Below are 15,911 nucleotides of genomic sequence, written 5' to 3' on the forward strand. Positions count from 1 at the left end.
CCCTGCAGGCGGCATTCATCGGCGGGCGTTTCTCCCGGATGTGCATAATACATGCGGCCAAACGATGACAAGAGCGCGGCAGCGCTTACTCGAAGCCGGTCAGCGTCGTGTCGCCGACATTGATGTCGCCGAGCGTGCGGAACATCAGCCGCGCGCCGATCGACCAGTCGTTCGCCGTCGTGCGGGATTTGTCGCGCGTCTGCTCGTAGACGATCGAGAAGACCGTGTCGCGGTCGTCGTAGGAGAAGCCGATGCCGTTGCGCGAGAGGCTCTGGCTGTTGATGTCGTAGGTCAATGACCCGAACACCGACCAGTAGTCCTCGAACTTGAAGGCCGCGGCGCTCTGGATTTCGCTGGCGTCCCTCTCCAGGCCGTAGGCCGGTTGCGCGGCGATGCGCGTATAGGTGATCTCGGTCTCGAAACGGGCGCCGTCGAAGCGCACCGAGGTGTCGGCGCGGCGCAGCGACAGGTCGTCCTTGTCGAGGCGGGCGCTGTGGGCGAGCGACAGGCCGTTCGGCAGGTCGATGCCGGCCATGCCGACATAATCGGACGAATCCGTCTCCAGGCCGGAATTGGCGCCGGCATTGACGAGGTCGGGCGTCGCGAAGGAGTTCACGCCGCCGAGATGGAAGGACTGGCCGATGATCGAGCGCAGGCGCAGGCCGTTGTCGAACGTGCCGGTATAGCGCAGGCCCAGATTGGCGCGCGAGCCGCCCTCGATCCGGTCGAAGCCGGAGAACTTGTCGCGTTCGAAAAGGTTGGTGGCGTCGAAGACGAAGCTCTGGGCGTCCTCGTTCGGCAGGCCGCCTGCATGGTCCTCGTCCGGGCGCAGGTAGATCTGCGCGATCGGCTCGAAGAGATGGGTGCTGTAGTCGGTCGTCGCGAGGATCGGGTAGCGCGCCTCGAGCCCGGCGGTCAGCATCGCGCGGGTCGTGCTGTTGTCGTCCACGTAGTTGCCGGCATAGCCGGGGCCGGGATTGCTCATGTCGAGGCGGTGGATATCGCCGCGCGCCGCCAGAAGGGGGGTCAATACGAGGCCGCCGGGCACGATGAGCTGGCGCCGCCATTCGACTTCGCTGGTCAGCCGCGTCGTGCCGCCGGCAAGGCCGCGGAACCGCTCGTTGCCGCGCACGCTGTAGACATCGGCAAGGTCGCGCTCGACATTGGTGATGTTCGTGGTGATCGAGAGTTCGCCGCCGAGCACGGGCTGCGGCACGATATATTCGTGGTCGAGCGTCTGGGCGATCGCCTGCTTGCGCTCCAGCCGGTCCTGCGGGTCCGCGTCCTGCACGTCGAAATAGAAGGAGCGCAGGTCGAAGACGTTCCGGTCGCCGAGGCCCGTCAGGTAGATCTGGTTGACATGGATGCGGTCTTCCAGGCCGTCGAGGTCATAGGTGCGCGAGAAGTTGTTGTCCGTCTGCGCCATGACATCCCAGCCGAACGCCCAGCGCGGATTGATCCTGAAGCGGCCCTCGGAGGCGACCATGCCGCGGAAGTCGTCGCGCCGGTCGCTCGTGCCGGCCGTGAAGACGCCCGGGTTCCACTGGTCGATGCCGGCGGCGCGCAGGGTGATCTGGCCGTTGTGGAAGCGTTTGCGGAACTCGCCCTCGACGAGGAAACCCTGGCGGGTCAAGACGGTCGGCGAGAGCGTCGCGTCCATGTCCGGCGCGATCGCGAAATAATAGGGCGTCGTGATGCCGAGGCCGAGCTTCTGCTCGTAACTGAACTGCGGGAAGAGGAAGCCGCTCTTGCGCTTGACCGTATGGTCCGGCACCTCCAGCACGGGAATATAGGCGATCGGCCTGCCGAACATCTCGAAGCGGGCGCGTTCGAGGCGGATCGTCTTCGTGCGGCCGTTCTGCACGACGCGCTCGGCCTTGATCTGCCAGAGCGAGCGGTGCGTCGGGTTGGTGGCGCAGGGCGTGCAGGCGGTATAGACGGCGTGGTTGAGGATCATCTCCTCGCCGTTGACGCGCTCGCCGCTGGTCGCCGCCAGCTTGGTGAGGTCCGTGGTTTCGATGCGCAGCGCATTGACGAAACCGTTGGCGAAATCGTCCGACAGGTCCATCTCGTCGGCATAGACGCGGTTGCCCGTCGGCTCGATGAGCTCGATATTGCCATGCGCCGTCAGCCGGCCGGTATTCTGGTTGTATTCCACCTGGCGGGCGACGAGCTTGTAGCCGCCATAGTTGATCTGCACCGCGCCGCGGGCGATCACCTTCTCCGTGTCGTTGTTGTAGACGAGCTCGTTGGCCGCCAGCAGGAGCTTGGCGTCGTCCGGGATCTTCGGCTCCATCGACTGGATATCGGGTGCCTGCGCCCGGGCGGGGAGCGTGGAGGCGGACACGATGGCACAGATGGCCGCACCTGCAAGCAGGGCGGCTCTCGACCACCTGTTCATTTTGCGGTCGCCTGCCGCCACTAGCCGTCCTCCTGATGCAGAAGAATCGTCGCACCCAAGGACATTGCGACGACCACGGGGAGCCAGGCCGCAACGAACGGAGGAACAACACCGCTGCTTCCGAATGCCTTCACAAGCACGGTGACGACATAAAGCATGAAGCCCGACAGGATTCCACCCAGAATCACCGCACGCGATTGATTAAACCGGCTAAATTTTAATGATACACAGGCTGCGATCAGCGTCATGGCAACCAGAAGCAGCGGCAGCGACAGCAGGGAATGGAACTGCGTTTCCATCGCATCCGTCGGGAAACCGAAGGATTTTGCCGCCTCGATCTTCCGTCCAAGGCTCAAAAACGGAATGGATTCAGGCTTTTCGAGGCTCTCCTGGACGAATTCCCGTTTCAGGTTGGTACGAAGCTGTACCTCATCGAGACGGACCGGCAGTTCGCCGTTGCGCGTCTCGTGCACGTTCTTAAGCAACCAGTAACCATCTTCCAAGGTTGCCGAATCGGCATCCTGACGCAGCACGATGCGGCCGTCGGGATCGAAGTGGATGACGGTGACGTTCGCAAGGCGCGTGCCGCCGTCGAGAACGGCCTTGGCGCCGATGATCGCCTGGTCGTTGCCGTGGATCTGCCGCAGCCACGGCACGGCGGTCTCGGCGCGCGCGGCATTGCTGGCGCCCCAGCCCGCTTCCAGCTCCCCCGCCTTCTTGGCGCCCCAGGCGGCGATCGGGTTGATGGCGAGCACGGCCATGACACCGAACAGGAAGGCGCCGATGACGAAGGGGCGCAGGAACTGCCAGACGGAGATGCCGGCCGCGCGCGTGACGACCAGCTCGTAGCGCCGGTTCAGCGAGATCAGCGCCGCCATGCCGGCAAAGAGCGCCACGAAAGGTACGGTCTGCATGAGGATCATCGGGATGCGCAGCGCCGTGACGATGAGGCCGCTCGTCAGCGTGTACCCCGGCAGCACGCCGACCCGGTTCGACATCTCGCTGAAATCGATGATGAAGATCAGCGAGAAGATGCCGAGCAGGAACCAGATGGTGGTGGTGATGTAGCGGCGGAAGAAATAGAAGCCGAGCGTGGGGATCATGGCTGGCCGCTCCCGCCGGTGGAGGTCGAGCCCATCCGGGTGAGGCGCGCGAGCCCGCGCTCGCGCAGGTCCGTCAGCCGCTCGCCCAGCGTCGCGGGAATGTCGAGGCTCTTGTTGCGCCGCAGGTAGCGGATCGCCAGCGCCGCCGTGACGATGGGAATGAGATACATGATCGGGATGTAATAGCCGGAATCTTCCGCATTGTTCGACGCGTAGAAGCTGGCCCAGCGCACGAAGAGCGCGGTCACCAGCGCCGTGATCATCGGATGCACGCGCGCCTCGCGATGCGAGCGGGCATCGCCGCTGACGACGAGCGCGATAAGGCCGAAGACCGCCGGGAAGAGCCATTCGGTGAAGCGGCGGTGGATCTCGGCCGTGAAGGCCCCGGGGTTCTTCTTGTATTGCGGATCGTTGGGGTCTGGATCGAAGAGATAGATGAGGTCGCGATCCTTGGCCCGCACGTTGGATTTGCCGACGCTTTGGGTGAGGTCGGCAAGGTCGAAGGCGTAGGAATCGAACTTGATGATCGAAACGTTGCCGTCCGGCAGCTTGCGGTGCACCTCGCCGTCCTTCATGACGAGCGCCGAGCTGTTCTCGTCCACCGCGCCCTCGCGGGCATAGTAGACGAGCTCGAAGCGCGGATCGCGCGTATCGGCGACGAAGAGGCCGGAGAGCACGCCGCCATTGCGCCGCTCGGCCACCTGCACGTAGAGGCCGTCGGTGATCTTGCGGAAGGTGTTCTCCTGCACGACGGAGGAGAGCATGTCGGCATGGGCCGTGGCGATCATCTTGCGCACTGCGGTGCGCGAATAGGGTTCGATGAAATTGTCGACGGCGAAGGAGACGAGGCTCATCGCCACGGCGAGGATCATCACCGGGCGGATGATCGTCATGCGCGAGGCGCCGGCCGAGTTCAGCACGGTCAGCTCCGAATCGGAGTTCATGACGGTCAGCGTCTGCGATACGCCGATGACGAACGCGAAGGGCAGGATGATCGGGATCACCGAAGGCAGGATCAGCGTTGCGAGCTTCAGGAAGGCGAAGATCGACTGGCCGCTGTCGGTGACGAGGTTGATGCTGCCGAGCGCCTGCGTGACCCAGACGATACCGAGCAGGGGAACGAGCGTGGCGACGAACATGAGCGACGCCCGCCGCAGGATATAGCGCTCGATCAGTTTCATCGTTTCGTCCGCGTTTGCGACAAATGGCTCCGGTCTCGTGCAGGGGCACCCGTCGGAGCGGCCAGGGGCATATAAGGTTTCCGCAGGCCGATGCCATAGGCCGGAGTCTCACCGGCCAAGGAAAATTTATGGCGAACAAGCATGCCCGACCATCTGTAAACAAGGTGTCGCATCTTGCCAAGCGCCGCAAAAGCGACAAGGAATTGATGAGATTGGCGGCCTCCCGGACGGGCGGCAGGCCCGCCGGCATTACATTCGGAGTAGGTCATGGCTTCCAGATTCGACATCGGTTTCGCAAAGACGGCGCGCGCTTCGGGCGGCCTTGCGGTTCTCCTGCAGATTGCCGGCCAGGCGGCGGCCGGTCTTGGCGAGGTCGATCCGGAAGGTGTCGTCGCCCGCGCCGCCGATGTCGCGAAGTTCACCGGCAAGGCCCTGAAGACGCTCGACGTTCTGGCGCCGCACGGGGCGCCGGCCGACCGCATCCTCGTGCTCGGCCTCGGCGAGGCGGAAAAGCTTGGCCCCCACGACTGGCTGAAGGCCGGCGGCGCCGCTGCCGCCAGGATCGGCCGCGCGGAGAAGGCGACGGTCTATCTCGACGCGCCGGGCGTAACGGTGACGGCGAAGAACGCCGCCGACTTCGCCCTCGGCATGCAGCTCGGCGCCTACAGCTTCGACACCTACAAGACGAAGAAGGACGAGGACGACGAGGCGAAGAACGGCAAGGCCGTGAAGGTGACGATCGTCACCGCCGTCGCCAGCGCCGCCAGGAAGGCGAACGAGGTGTCCGATGCCGTTGCCGAGGGCGTGATTCTCGCCCGCAACCTCGTCAACGAGCCGGCCAACGTGCTCGGCCCGGTCGAATTCGCCGACAAGGCCAAGGCGCTCGAAAAGCTCGGCGTCGAGGTGGACATCCTCACCGAGCGCGAGATGAAGAAGCTCGGCATGGCCGCGCTGCTCGGCGTCGCGCAGGGTTCCGTGCGCCCGCCGCGCCTGGCCGTCATGCACTGGAAGGGCGGCAAGGAGAAGGACCGGCCGATCGCCTTCATCGGCAAGGGCGTCGTCTTCGATACGGGCGGCATCTCCATCAAGCCGGCCGCCGGCATGGAGGACATGAAGGGCGACATGGGCGGGGCGGCCGCCGTCATCGGCCTGATGCACACGCTCGCCGCCCGCAAGGCGAAGGCGAATGTCGTCGGCATCCTCGGCCTTGTGGAAAACATGCCCGACGGCAACGCCCAGCGTCCCGGCGATATCGTCAAGTCGATGTCCGGCCAGACGATCGAGGTCATCAACACCGATGCCGAAGGCCGCCTCGTGCTGTGCGACGCGCTCTGGTACTGCAACGAGACGTTCAAGCCGCAGTTCATGGTGAACCTCGCGACGCTGACCGGCGCGATCATGGTCGCGCTCGGCAGCCATCATGCCGGCCTCTTCTCCAACGACGACACGCTTGCCGCGCGCCTCACTGCCGCCGGCCTTTCGACGAACGAGCGCCTGTGGCGCATGCCGCTCGGCCGCGAATACGACAAGATGATCGACAGCAAGTTCGCCGACATGAAGAACACCGGCGGGCGCTATGCCGGCTCGATCACCGCCGCGCAGTTCCTGCACCGCTTCGTCAAGGACACGCCCTGGGCGCATCTCGACATCGCCGGCACGGCCATGGGCTCGCCGACGGACGAGATCAACCAGTCCTGGGGTTCCGGCTTCGGCGTGCGCCTGCTGGATGAGCTGGTGCGCGCGAACTACGAAGGGTGAGGAGAGGGTGAGCGAGGTCCTCTTCTACCACCTGACCGAATCGAAGCTGGAGGACGCTTTGCCGCCGCTCCTCGACAAGAGCCTCGAGCGCGGCTGGCGCGTCGTCGTGCAGGCCGGCGACGCGGAGCGGCGCGACGCGCTCGACACGCATCTGTGGACCTTCCGCGAGGACAGCTTCCTGCCGCACGGCACCGACGAGCAGGCCTTTCCGGCCGAACAGCCGGTGCTGCTGACGACCGCCGCCGACAATGCGAACGGCGCGACGGTGCGCTTCCTCGTCGCCGGCGCCGAGCCGCCGCCGCTCGACGCCTATGAGCGCGTCATCTTCATGTTCGACGGCTACGACCAGGCCGAGGTGGAGACGGCGCGCGCGCACTGGAAACGCCTGAAAGGCGAGGGGCACCAGCTCACCTACTGGCAGCAGAACAGCGACGGACGCTGGATGAAGAAGGCTTAGGAGTGCCGAGGGGCGCCCCTCACCCTAACCCTCTCCCCGCGGGCGGGGAGAGGGGGCGTGGCCCACGAACGGTCATTGGCTGGGGAAACCGGCGCGGCATATCCCTTCTCCCCGCTTGCGGGGAGAAGGTCGCGGCAGGCCGGACGAGGGGCGACCTCTGCCTCAATCGTAGAACGCCTCGACGAACTTCCGCCGCCCAAGCATGAAGGCGTCGGCGACGTGGCGCAGCGGCGCGAGGTCGACGTCGGACTTCCCGGCCTTCACCAGTTCGGCGAAGTGCCTGTAGAGCATCGGATATTCCTGCTCCGGCTCCTCGTGCACCAGCTTGCCGTCGATGGAGAGCTTCGCACCGCCCTCCGACAGAACCATCTCGCCGGCATCGGTCTCAGCGACGATGTCCCAGCTCTGCTTGCCGGTCTGCCGCCAGTCGAACTCGGCGGCAAGGTCGAGGCCCCTGGCATCGGTGAAGGTCATCGTTGCGGCGATCGGCGCGTCGCGGTTTTCCGGGAATTCCAGCGTGGCGGCGGTGAGGAAGACCGGGCGCGGCAGGATATGGGTGACGATGGACAGCGCGTTGATGCCCGGGTCGAAGACGCCGAGGCCGCCCGCCTGCCAGATCCACTCCTGGTTCGGATGCCAGTGGCGCACGTCTTCCTTCCAGATCACCCGCATGGAGCGGATCGTCGTTCCGGCGAGGAACGCCTTCGCCGCTTCCACCGCCGGGGCATAGCGCGAATGCCAGCTGGCGAAGAGCGTGAGGCCCCTGGCGGCGGCGAGCGATTCGAGGTCGGCGACCTCGGACAGCGTCGCGCCCGGCGGCTTTTCGAGGAAGACGTGCTTGCCGGCCGACAGCGCCTTTTCGGCCGCCTCGTAGCGATATTGCGGCGGCATGCAGAGCGACACGGCCTCGATGGCGGGAACGGCGGCCAGCATCGCGTCGATCGACGTGAAATTGTCGATGCCGTCGACCGTGCCGTGGCGGCTCGCCGCGGCGATCAGCCTGTAGTCGCCGTTCTTCGCGACGGCCGGAAGATGCTGGTCGCGCACGATCTTGCCGACGCCGACGATTGCGAGATTGATCGGGGACATGGCTCCGCCCTCATTTGTATGATGATTTGGCGCTGTTGTAGCAGAACCGCCGGTTGGGGCAAGGGTGCCGGCGCGTGCATATCTGCCTATCGATTGTGCAATGCGGCCGAAGCCGTATTCGCCTTTCGTCTAATGCAGGCTCTCAGGCCGGGAAAACCGGGCCGCGGACTTGAAACGAGCCTTGAAATCGGCACTCTGCCTGTGCTTGGCACCAAAGCAATAACATACCAAGCGGGGAGGAGTTCTCATGAAAGCGCTGCTGGCCTTCAGCCGGCTCATCGACGTGATCACGGAAAATATCGGGAAGGCCGTCGGCTGGCTGATCCTGATCGCCGTGCTCGTCAGTGCCGGAAATGCCGTCGTCCGAAAGGTCTTCAACACATCGTCCAACGCCTGGCTCGAGGCGCAATGGTATCTGTTCGGCGGCGCCTTCATGCTCGCCGCCGCCTATACGCTGGCGCAGAACGAGCATATCCGCATCGACGTGGTCTACGGCAAGTTCTCGCGCAGGGTGCAGCACTGGATCGACCTCATCGGCCATTGCCTCTTCCTGATGCCCTTCGTGCTGTTGATGGTCTACTTTCTCGTTCCCTATGTCCTGATGTCGTTCCGCTCGGGCGAGGGCTCTTCCAGCGCCGGCGGCCTGATCGTCTGGCCGGCCAAGGCCATCCTGTTGGCCGGCTTCGTCCTCCTGGCCTTCCAGGGCGTTTCCGAGATCATCAAGAAGATCGCCATCATGCGCGGCGATATGGAGGACCCGACGCCCTACGTGCCGACGCACGCGCCGCTCGATTCGGTCATCGCAGAGGAGAAGGGCGCATGATCGAATTCATCGCGGAAAACCTTGCGCCGATCATGTTCATGTCGCTGATCGTGTTCCTGCTGCTGGGCTATCCGGTGGCATTCGCGCTCGCGGCGAACGGCCTGCTCTTCTTCATCATCGGCGTGGAGCTCGCGCCCCTCTCCGATTCGATCAACCTGTCCTGGCCCTTGCTGAACGCGATGCCGGAACGGCTGTGGGGGGTGATGTCGAACGACACATTGCTCGCCATCCCCTTCTTCACCTTCATGGGGATCGTGCTCGAAAAGTCGGGCATGGCCGAGGACCTTCTCGACACGATCGGCCAGCTCTTCGGGCCGATCCGCGGCGGCCTTGCCTATGCGGTCATCTTCGTCGGCGCGCTGCTTGCCGCCACCACCGGCGTCGTCGCCGCGTCGGTCATCGCGATGGGCCTCATCTCGCTGCCGATCATGCTGCGCTACGGCTATGACCGGTCGATCGCCTCGGGCGTCATCGCGGCCTCCGGCACGCTTGCCCAGATCATCCCGCCCTCGCTCGTCCTCATCGTGCTTGCCGACCAGCTCGGCCGCTCGGTCGGCGACATGTATGCCGGCGCGCTCATTCCGGGGCTGGTGCTGACCGGGCTCTATATGGGCTACATCCTGCTGATGACCTTCCTCAGGCGGGACTCCATGCCGGCGCTGCCGCTGGAGGCGCGTTCGCTCGGCTCGGGCGTGACCTCGCTGGCCATCGCGCTCGCCGTCGCGGCCGGCTTTGCCTATGCGGCGCATATCTATCTCTATCCGACGCAGGGCGAGAACGCCGACATCCTCGGCGGCACCGTCGGCGTCCTCTTCATCTACATCGTCGCGGTGGCGGACAAGACGCTCAACATCAACATGATGTCGCGGCTGGCCCAGCAGGTCATCATCGTGCTGATCCCGCCGCTCGCGCTGATCTTCCTCGTGCTCGGCACGATCTTCCTCGGCATCGCGACGCCGACGGAGGGCGGCGCCATGGGCGCGGTCGGCGCGCTCGTCATGGCGGCGGCCAAGGGCCGGCTCACCATGGACGTGGTCCGCTCGGCGCTCACCGCCACCACGCGTCTTTCCTCCTTCGTGCTCTTCATCCTCATCGGCGCCCGCGTCTTCTCGCTGACCTTCTACGGCGTGAACGGGCATCTGTGGGTGGAGCATCTGCTGGTCTCCCTGCCGGGCGGCGAGACGGGCTTCCTGATCGCGGTGAACGTGCTGGTCTTCTTCCTCGCCTTCTTCCTCGATTTCTTCGAGCTCGCCTTCATCATCGTGCCGCTGCTCGCGCCGGCCGCCGACAAGCTCGGCATCGACCTCATCTGGTTCGGCGTGCTGCTCGGCATCAACATGCAGACGAGCTTCATGCACCCGCCCTTCGGCTTTGCGCTGTTCTACCTGCGCTCGGTCGCCGCCAAGGTGCCCTATCTCGACAAGGTGACGGGCAAGAAGATGCAGCCCGTGACGACGGGGCAGATCTACTGGGGCGCCGTGCCCTTCGTCGGCATCCAGATTGTCATGGTGGCGCTCACCATCCTCTTCCCGGGCATGGTCATGCACTACAAGGGCGAGGGCAGCGGCGTCGATCCCGCGACCATCAAGATTGAGGTGCCCGGTTTCGGCGGTGGCGAGGGCGGTCTGCCCGGCCTGACGCTGCCCGACAATGGCGGCGGCCTCGGCCTGCCGGGCGGCCTGCAGCTTCCCGCCGGCAACCCGCTGGAGGGCAGCGGCGAGCAGAAGCCGGCCGAGGGCGGAGAGAAACCGGCGACCGATCTGTCGAGCCCGCCGTCGTTCAACTGAGGCGGCGGCGCGCTCGCCCCTCATCCGGCCTGCCGGCCACCTTCTCCCCGCAAGCGGGGAGAAGGAAAAGGAGGCGAGGGGTTCCCGAAAATCGCAGGCCAGTGCGGCATATCTCCTTCTCCCCGCTTGCGGGGAGAAGGTCGCAGTAGCGGGATGAGGAGCATTCCACCGGTTCGATCGGCAAGAAAAAACCCCGGGGCATCGCTGCCCCGGGGTTTTTCACGTCGTCCTCCGGCAGGGCTTACAGCTTGTTGCTGCGCTGCTGGATCATCATGAAGGTGTCGTAGTTGTATTCGGCGATCTGGGCGTTGAGGTAGTACTCGCCGCGGAAGGCCTTGATCGATTCCCAGATCTTCTTGAAGGTCGGGTTCGAGGCTTCCATCTCCGCATAGACCTCGTTGGAGGCGTCGAAGCAGGCCGACAGGATTTCCTGGCTGAACGGGCTGAGCTTCGCGCCGGCGGCGACGAGGCGCTTGATGGCCGAGGGGTTCAGGTAGTCGTATTTCTGCAGCATGTTGGCGTCGGTCGCCTGGCAGGCCGTGCGCAGCAGCGACTGGTAGGCCTTCGGCAGGCCGTCGAAGGCTGCCTTGTTGAACATGGCATGCACCGTCGGGCCGCCTTCCCACCAGCCGGGATAGTAGTAGTAGGGCGCGACCTTGTAGAAGCCGAGCTTCTCGTCGTCATAGGGGCCGACCCATTCGGCCGCGTCGATCGTGCCCTTTTCGAGCGAGGGATAGATGTCGCCGCCGGCGATCTGCTGCGGCACGACGCCGAGCTTCTCGACGACCTTTCCGGCAAAGCCCCCGATGCGCATCTTCAGGCCCTGCAGGTCGGCAACGGTCTTGATCTCCTTGCGGAACCAGCCGCCCATCTGCACGCCGGTATTGCCGCCCGGGAAGCCGACGAGGCCCTGGGTGGCGAGGAATTCGTTGAAGAGGTCGATGCCGCCGCCATGGTACTGCCAGGCGTTCATGCCGCGGGCGTTGAGCGCGAAGGGCACGGCTGCGCCGAGGGCCCAGACCGGATCCTTGCCCCAGTAGTAGTAGGAAACGGTATGTGCGGCCTCGACCGTGCCGGCGGATGCGGCATCGGCGGCCTGCAGGCCGGGTACGATTTCACCGGCGGCGAAAACCTGAATCTGGAAATTGCCGTCCGTTGCGTCGGACACGTATTTCGACAGGACTTCCGCGCCGCCATAGATCGTGTCGAGCGACTTGGGGAACGAGGAGGCGAGGCGCCAGTTGATCTTCGGGTTGCTCTGTGCGAGGGCCGGGGCCGCAAGCACGGTGGCGGCCGCACCGCCCATGCCGGCGACACCGGCCTTCTTCATGAATGAACGACGATCCATAGTTTTCCTCCCAATGGCGGGCGGTGGTTTTCCGCCCTTTGTCATCGGCGGAAACCTAACCATGTCGGCAAGGGGGTTTCAAGCCGAGGCGGCAAGGAAGGTGAAAGCCTCTGCTACGACTTTCGTCTTAGGCGGGGTTTTGTCGCTATCTGCCTGTTTTTTGAGCTTTTCCGGCGGTTGTCCGCGAGGTTGACAGCCCTTGCTGCGGTTGAAAGATTGGATGTGGAACGGCACGGGCAAGGGCACGCCATGGATATCGAGATTCGCAAGGCCTATCGCGACGAACTGGTCGACATTCTGGATTGGGCGGCAGCGGAAGGGTGGAATCCGGGTCTCGGCGACGCCGCGCCGTTCTGGGCGGCCGATCCCGAGGGCTATCTCGTGGCAGAGGCGGACAAGCGCCTCGTGGGGGCGGTCTCGCTCGTGCGCTACGGCGCGGACTACGCGTTCCTCGGCTTCTACATCGTGCATCCGCAGGTGCGCGGGCAGGGCGTCGGCCTGCGCCTGTGGAACGCGGCGATGGATCTGGCGGAAGGACGCCTCGTCGGGCTCGACGGCGTCGTCACCCAGCAGGAGAACTATCGCCGCTCCGGCTTCGCCTATGCCCATGCCGATATCCGCCATGGCGGCCGGGTGCAGAGCCCGATGCCGGCCGATTCGCGGCTGACGCCGGTTTCCCCGGTCCACATGCCGCTGATCGTCGACTACGATGCGCGTTTCAATCCGGCACGCCGCGAGGCGTTCCTGCGCGAGTGGCTGAAGGAGCAGGAGACGCGCCAGAGCGTGGCGCTTCTGCATGGCACCGGCATTTCCGGCTACGGCACGATCCGCGCCTGCCGGGAAGGCTTCAAGATCGGACCGCTGTTCTCCGACACCGATGTCGGCGCCGAGCTGATCTTCCGGGCGCTGGTCGCCACCGTCGGCGGCGGGGAGATCTTTCTCGACATTCCCGCGCCGAACGCCGAGGCCAAGGCGCTGTGCGTGCGCCACGGTCTCTCGCCGGTCTTCGAGACGGCGCGCATGTACCGGGGCACGGCGCCGGACCTGCCGCTCGGCCATATCTACGGCATCACGACCTTCGAGCTCGGCTGAGCCGCCTTATCGGCCGGCCATGGCGAGCAGCTGCGGCCCGGCGTCGTCCGTGTGGCGCAGCGTCACCACCGAATAGCCTTCCGCCTTCAGCTGCGCGAGCAGCGAGGGCAGCACGGTGGCGGTGCGCTTGTGGATGTCGTGCATCAGGATGATGCCGCGACCGCGTTTGCGCAGGCCCTGCATGGTGCGGCTCGCGACGGAGGCGGGCGTCACCTTGAAGTAATCCTTCGAATCGACGTCCATGTCCATGATGATGGTGCCGCGCCGGGCGACGGCGCTGCGCAGCGCTGACGTATCCGCCAGATAGGGGAAGCGGAAGAAATCCGGCCGGCGGGCGGTGGCGCGTTCCACGGCCTTTTCGCCCTTGCGGATTTCCGCCATCGCCGCCTCGAAGGCGAGGTAGCGCAGGTTGGCGTGGCGATAGGTGTGGCTGCCGACGGTATGGCCGCGCGCGACGACCTTGCGGGCGATCGCCGGATAGGCGTCCGCCATCTGGCCGACCATCAGGAAGGTCGCCTTCACGCCGTAGCGGTCGAGCGTGTCGAGGATCGCCTCGGTGCGGCCGGGCACGGGGCCGTCGTCGAAGGTCAGCACGACCTCCTTGTGCTTCAGCTTCAGGTCGCCGAGCGAGGCGACGGCAAGGGTCCGCCCCGCAAGCCCCGTATGCCCGGCCCAGCGGGCCGGCGACATCGGCACGGGATCGTCCGCGTCGAGCTTCTTCGTCGTCCCGGTCTCGGCAAAGGCGGTCTGGGCGGAAGGGCGCGGCTTGGTCGTGTTGCAGCCGGCAAGAACGGAGAGGGCCGCCAACGCGGCTAGGAGCAGACGGCAACGCATCGGGTGCACTCGCAAGGCGATGATCTTGCGAGAACTTTTGTCAAATCATGGTTAATGAAGCGTTGCGGCGGCCGGAAGAACGGCACGTTACCCGGCCATCGCCTCCTCGTATTCCGCCGAAAGCTCCAGCCACTGTTCCTCGGCATCGTTCAATTTGTCGACCGCCATGGAGCGCAGCTTGGCCTTCTCCGCCGCCTTAGCCGGGCTCTTCTCGTAGAGCGCGGGATCTGCAAGCTCCGTGTCAAGAAGCTGAATCTGCTTCTGCAGCTTCGCCGTCAGGGATTCGATTTCATTGATCTTTTTCTTCAGCGGGGCGAGCTGGGCGCGCCGGTCGGCATTAGCCTTGCGCAGGTCCGCCTTGCTGGCCTCGCCGCCGTTGGAGGCGGATTTCTCCCGGTCGTCCTTCTTGCCGGACTGGACGATGAGGCTGCGATATTCCTCCATGTCGCCGTCGAAGGTCTTCACCGTGCCGTTGTTGACCAGCCAGAGCCGGTCGACGGTCGCCTCGATGAGGTGCCGGTCGTGCGAGATGAGGATGACGGCGCCCTCGTAGTCGTTCAGCGCCTCGATCAGCGCGCGGCGGCTGTCGATGTCGAGATGGTTGGTCGGCTCGTCGAGGATGAGCAGGTTCGGTGCGTCGAAGGCCGCAAGACCCATCAGGAGGCGCGCCTTCTCGCCGCCGGAAAGATCCTTGGCGGCCGTCGACATCTTCTCCGTCGCAAGCCCCATCTGCGCCACGCGGGCGCGCACCTTCGCTTCCGGCGCCTCCGGCATCAGCCGGCGCACGTGCTCGACCGGCGATTGCTCGGGAACGAGGTCGTCGAGCTGGTGCTGGGCGAAGAAGCCGATCTTGAGGCCCGGCGCGCGTTTCACCGCACCCGATTCGGCCTCCAGCCGGCCGGAGATGAACTTGGCGAAGGTCGACTTGCCGTTGCCGTTCGAGCCGAGCAGGGCGATACGGTCGTCATTGTCGATGCGAAGGTTGATCTGCTTCAGGATCGGCTTGCCCGGCACATAGCCGACCGCGCCGCCCTCGATGGCGACGATCGGCGAGGCCGGCTGTTTCTCCGGCTCCGGGAAGGTGATCGGCTGGACATGGGTCTCGACGACGGCGGCGACCGTGCCCATGCGCTCCAGCGCCTTGACGCGGCTTTGCGCCTGCTTGGCCTTGGTGGCCTTGGCCTTGAAGCGGTCGATGAAGCTTTGCAGGTGTTTTCGCGCGGCCTCGTTCTTGGCTTTCGCCTTCATCTGCAATTCGTCGGCCTCGGCCTTCTGGCGCTCGAACTGGTCGTAGGAGCCACGATAGAAGGTCAGCTTCTGCTGGTCGAGATGCACGATGGCGTTGACGGCGGTGTTGAGGAGATCCCGGTCGTGGCTGATGATGATGACCGTGTGCGGGTAGCGCCGCACATAGTCTTCCAGCCACAGCGTGCCTTCGAGGTCGAGATAGTTGGTCGGCTCGTCGAGCAGCAGGAGGTCCGGCTCGGAGAACAGCACGGCCGCCAGCGCCACGCGCATGCGCCAGCCGCCGGAAAAGCTCTTTGCCGGGCGTTGCTGCGCCTCGTGGTCGAAGCCGAGGCCGGCAAGGATGCTCGCCGCGCGGGCTTCCGCCGAGTGGGCGCCGATATCGCCGAGGCGCGTCTGGATTTCGGCGATGCGGTGCGGATCGGTCGCCGTCTCCGCTTCCTTCAGGAGGCTGGCGCGCTCCTTGTCGGCGGCCAGCACGATCTCGATCAGCGGGTCGTCCGTGCCCGGCGCCTCCTGCGCCACCTGGCCGATGCGCGCGTTCTTCGGCAGCGCGATGCTGCCGGCTTCGGCGGCGAGCTGGCTGGTGATGACGCGGAACAGCGTGGACTTGCCGGTGCCGTTGCGGCCGACGAGACCCACCTTCACCCCGCTGGGCAGCGAAAGGGAGGCGTTATCGATGAGGAGACGCCCGGCAACGCGGGCGGTGAGGCCGGAAATCGTGATCATGCCGGGTCTATAGAGCAATTCCAGCGAAAGTGCGAAGCGGTTTTGCGCCCGAAATGGCGTCAAA

The 15,911-nt window shown here is 65.3% G+C and carries 12 protein-coding genes; 5 read left to right on the forward strand and 7 right to left on the reverse strand.

The genetic code is table 11. The features are described from left to right. Window positions 1-85: 85 nt before the first annotated feature. From AABQ55_RS10605 to lptF, 3 genes are read right to left on the reverse strand one after another with little or no spacing between them, the layout of a single operon-like run. A complete protein-coding gene (locus AABQ55_RS10605; RefSeq protein ID WP_272804984.1) occupies window positions 86-2,422 on the reverse strand; it encodes an LPS-assembly protein LptD in 2,337 nt (778 codons plus the stop codon). Continuing rightward, on the reverse strand, window positions 2,422-3,504 hold the full coding sequence (lptG, locus tag AABQ55_RS10610; RefSeq protein WP_272804985.1) for an LPS export ABC transporter permease LptG: 1,083 nt from the start codon (window positions 3,502-3,504) through the stop codon (window positions 2,422-2,424). Before lptG ends, AABQ55_RS10605 begins: the two co-directional genes overlap by 1 nt. Continuing rightward, window positions 3,501-4,685, reverse strand: a complete 1,185-nt coding sequence (gene lptF, locus AABQ55_RS10615; RefSeq protein ID WP_272804986.1) for an LPS export ABC transporter permease LptF — start codon at window positions 4,683-4,685, stop codon at window positions 3,501-3,503. The genes lptG and lptF overlap by 4 nt, the downstream gene beginning before the upstream one ends. A gap of 267 nt (window positions 4,686-4,952) precedes the next feature. Between lptF and AABQ55_RS10620 the strand changes: the two genes are divergently transcribed. Further along, window positions 4,953-6,443 (forward strand): leucyl aminopeptidase, encoded by a 1,491-nt coding sequence (locus AABQ55_RS10620; RefSeq protein WP_272804987.1) that lies wholly within the window; start codon window positions 4,953-4,955, stop codon window positions 6,441-6,443. Window positions 6,444-6,450: 7 nt separating this feature from the next. Beyond that, window positions 6,451-6,900 carry a DNA polymerase III subunit chi gene (locus AABQ55_RS10625; RefSeq protein WP_272804988.1) on the forward strand — a complete coding sequence of 150 codons (450 nt, stop codon included), beginning with the start codon at window positions 6,451-6,453 and terminating at the stop codon, window positions 6,898-6,900. A gap of 162 nt (window positions 6,901-7,062) precedes the next feature. Here the strand turns inward: AABQ55_RS10625 and AABQ55_RS10630 are convergent, their stop codons facing one another. Further along, the gene (locus AABQ55_RS10630) at window positions 7,063-7,989 is read right to left on the reverse strand and encodes a Gfo/Idh/MocA family protein (RefSeq protein WP_272804989.1); all 927 of its coding nucleotides are present in this window, start codon (window positions 7,987-7,989) and stop codon (window positions 7,063-7,065) included. 247 nt (window positions 7,990-8,236) lie between these two features. Here AABQ55_RS10630 and AABQ55_RS10635 point away from each other — a divergent pair, with 247 nt between their 5' ends. Both AABQ55_RS10635 and AABQ55_RS10640 read left to right on the forward strand, forming a co-directional pair. Further along, window positions 8,237-8,812: a TRAP transporter small permease subunit gene (locus AABQ55_RS10635; RefSeq protein ID WP_272804990.1), complete on the forward strand. Its 576-nt coding sequence runs from the start codon at window positions 8,237-8,239 to the stop codon at window positions 8,810-8,812. Then, entirely contained in the window at window positions 8,809-10,599 is a 1,791-nt protein-coding gene (locus AABQ55_RS10640; protein ID WP_272804991.1) for a TRAP transporter large permease, read from the forward strand. The genes AABQ55_RS10635 and AABQ55_RS10640 overlap by 4 nt, the downstream gene beginning before the upstream one ends. Before the next feature lie 241 nt (window positions 10,600-10,840). Here the strand turns inward: AABQ55_RS10640 and AABQ55_RS10645 are convergent, their stop codons facing one another. Then, window positions 10,841-11,947, reverse strand: a complete 1,107-nt coding sequence (locus AABQ55_RS10645; protein ID WP_272804992.1) for a TRAP transporter substrate-binding protein — start codon at window positions 11,945-11,947, stop codon at window positions 10,841-10,843. Between the two features lie 249 nt (window positions 11,948-12,196). On the opposite strand from AABQ55_RS10645, the gene AABQ55_RS10650 reads away from it, so the two are divergent. Beyond that, the gene (locus AABQ55_RS10650; protein WP_272804993.1) at window positions 12,197-13,039 is read left to right on the forward strand and encodes a GNAT family N-acetyltransferase; all 843 of its coding nucleotides are present in this window, start codon (window positions 12,197-12,199) and stop codon (window positions 13,037-13,039) included. 6 nt (window positions 13,040-13,045) lie between these two features. On the opposite strand, the gene AABQ55_RS10655 is transcribed toward AABQ55_RS10650, so the two are convergent. Next, window positions 13,046-13,873, reverse strand: a complete 828-nt coding sequence (locus AABQ55_RS10655) for a polysaccharide deacetylase family protein (RefSeq protein ID WP_272804994.1) — start codon at window positions 13,871-13,873, stop codon at window positions 13,046-13,048. An 87-nt stretch (window positions 13,874-13,960) separates the two neighbouring features. Next, window positions 13,961-15,847, reverse strand: a complete 1,887-nt coding sequence (locus tag AABQ55_RS10660; protein WP_272804995.1) for an ABC-F family ATP-binding cassette domain-containing protein — start codon at window positions 15,845-15,847, stop codon at window positions 13,961-13,963. Window positions 15,848-15,911 lie beyond the last annotated feature (64 nt).

Origin of the sequence: Shinella sp. WSD5-1 (assembly GCF_963942435.1) — a bacterium.
In the GTDB taxonomy this organism is placed as follows: Bacteria; Pseudomonadota; Alphaproteobacteria; order Rhizobiales; family Rhizobiaceae; genus Shinella; species Shinella yambaruensis.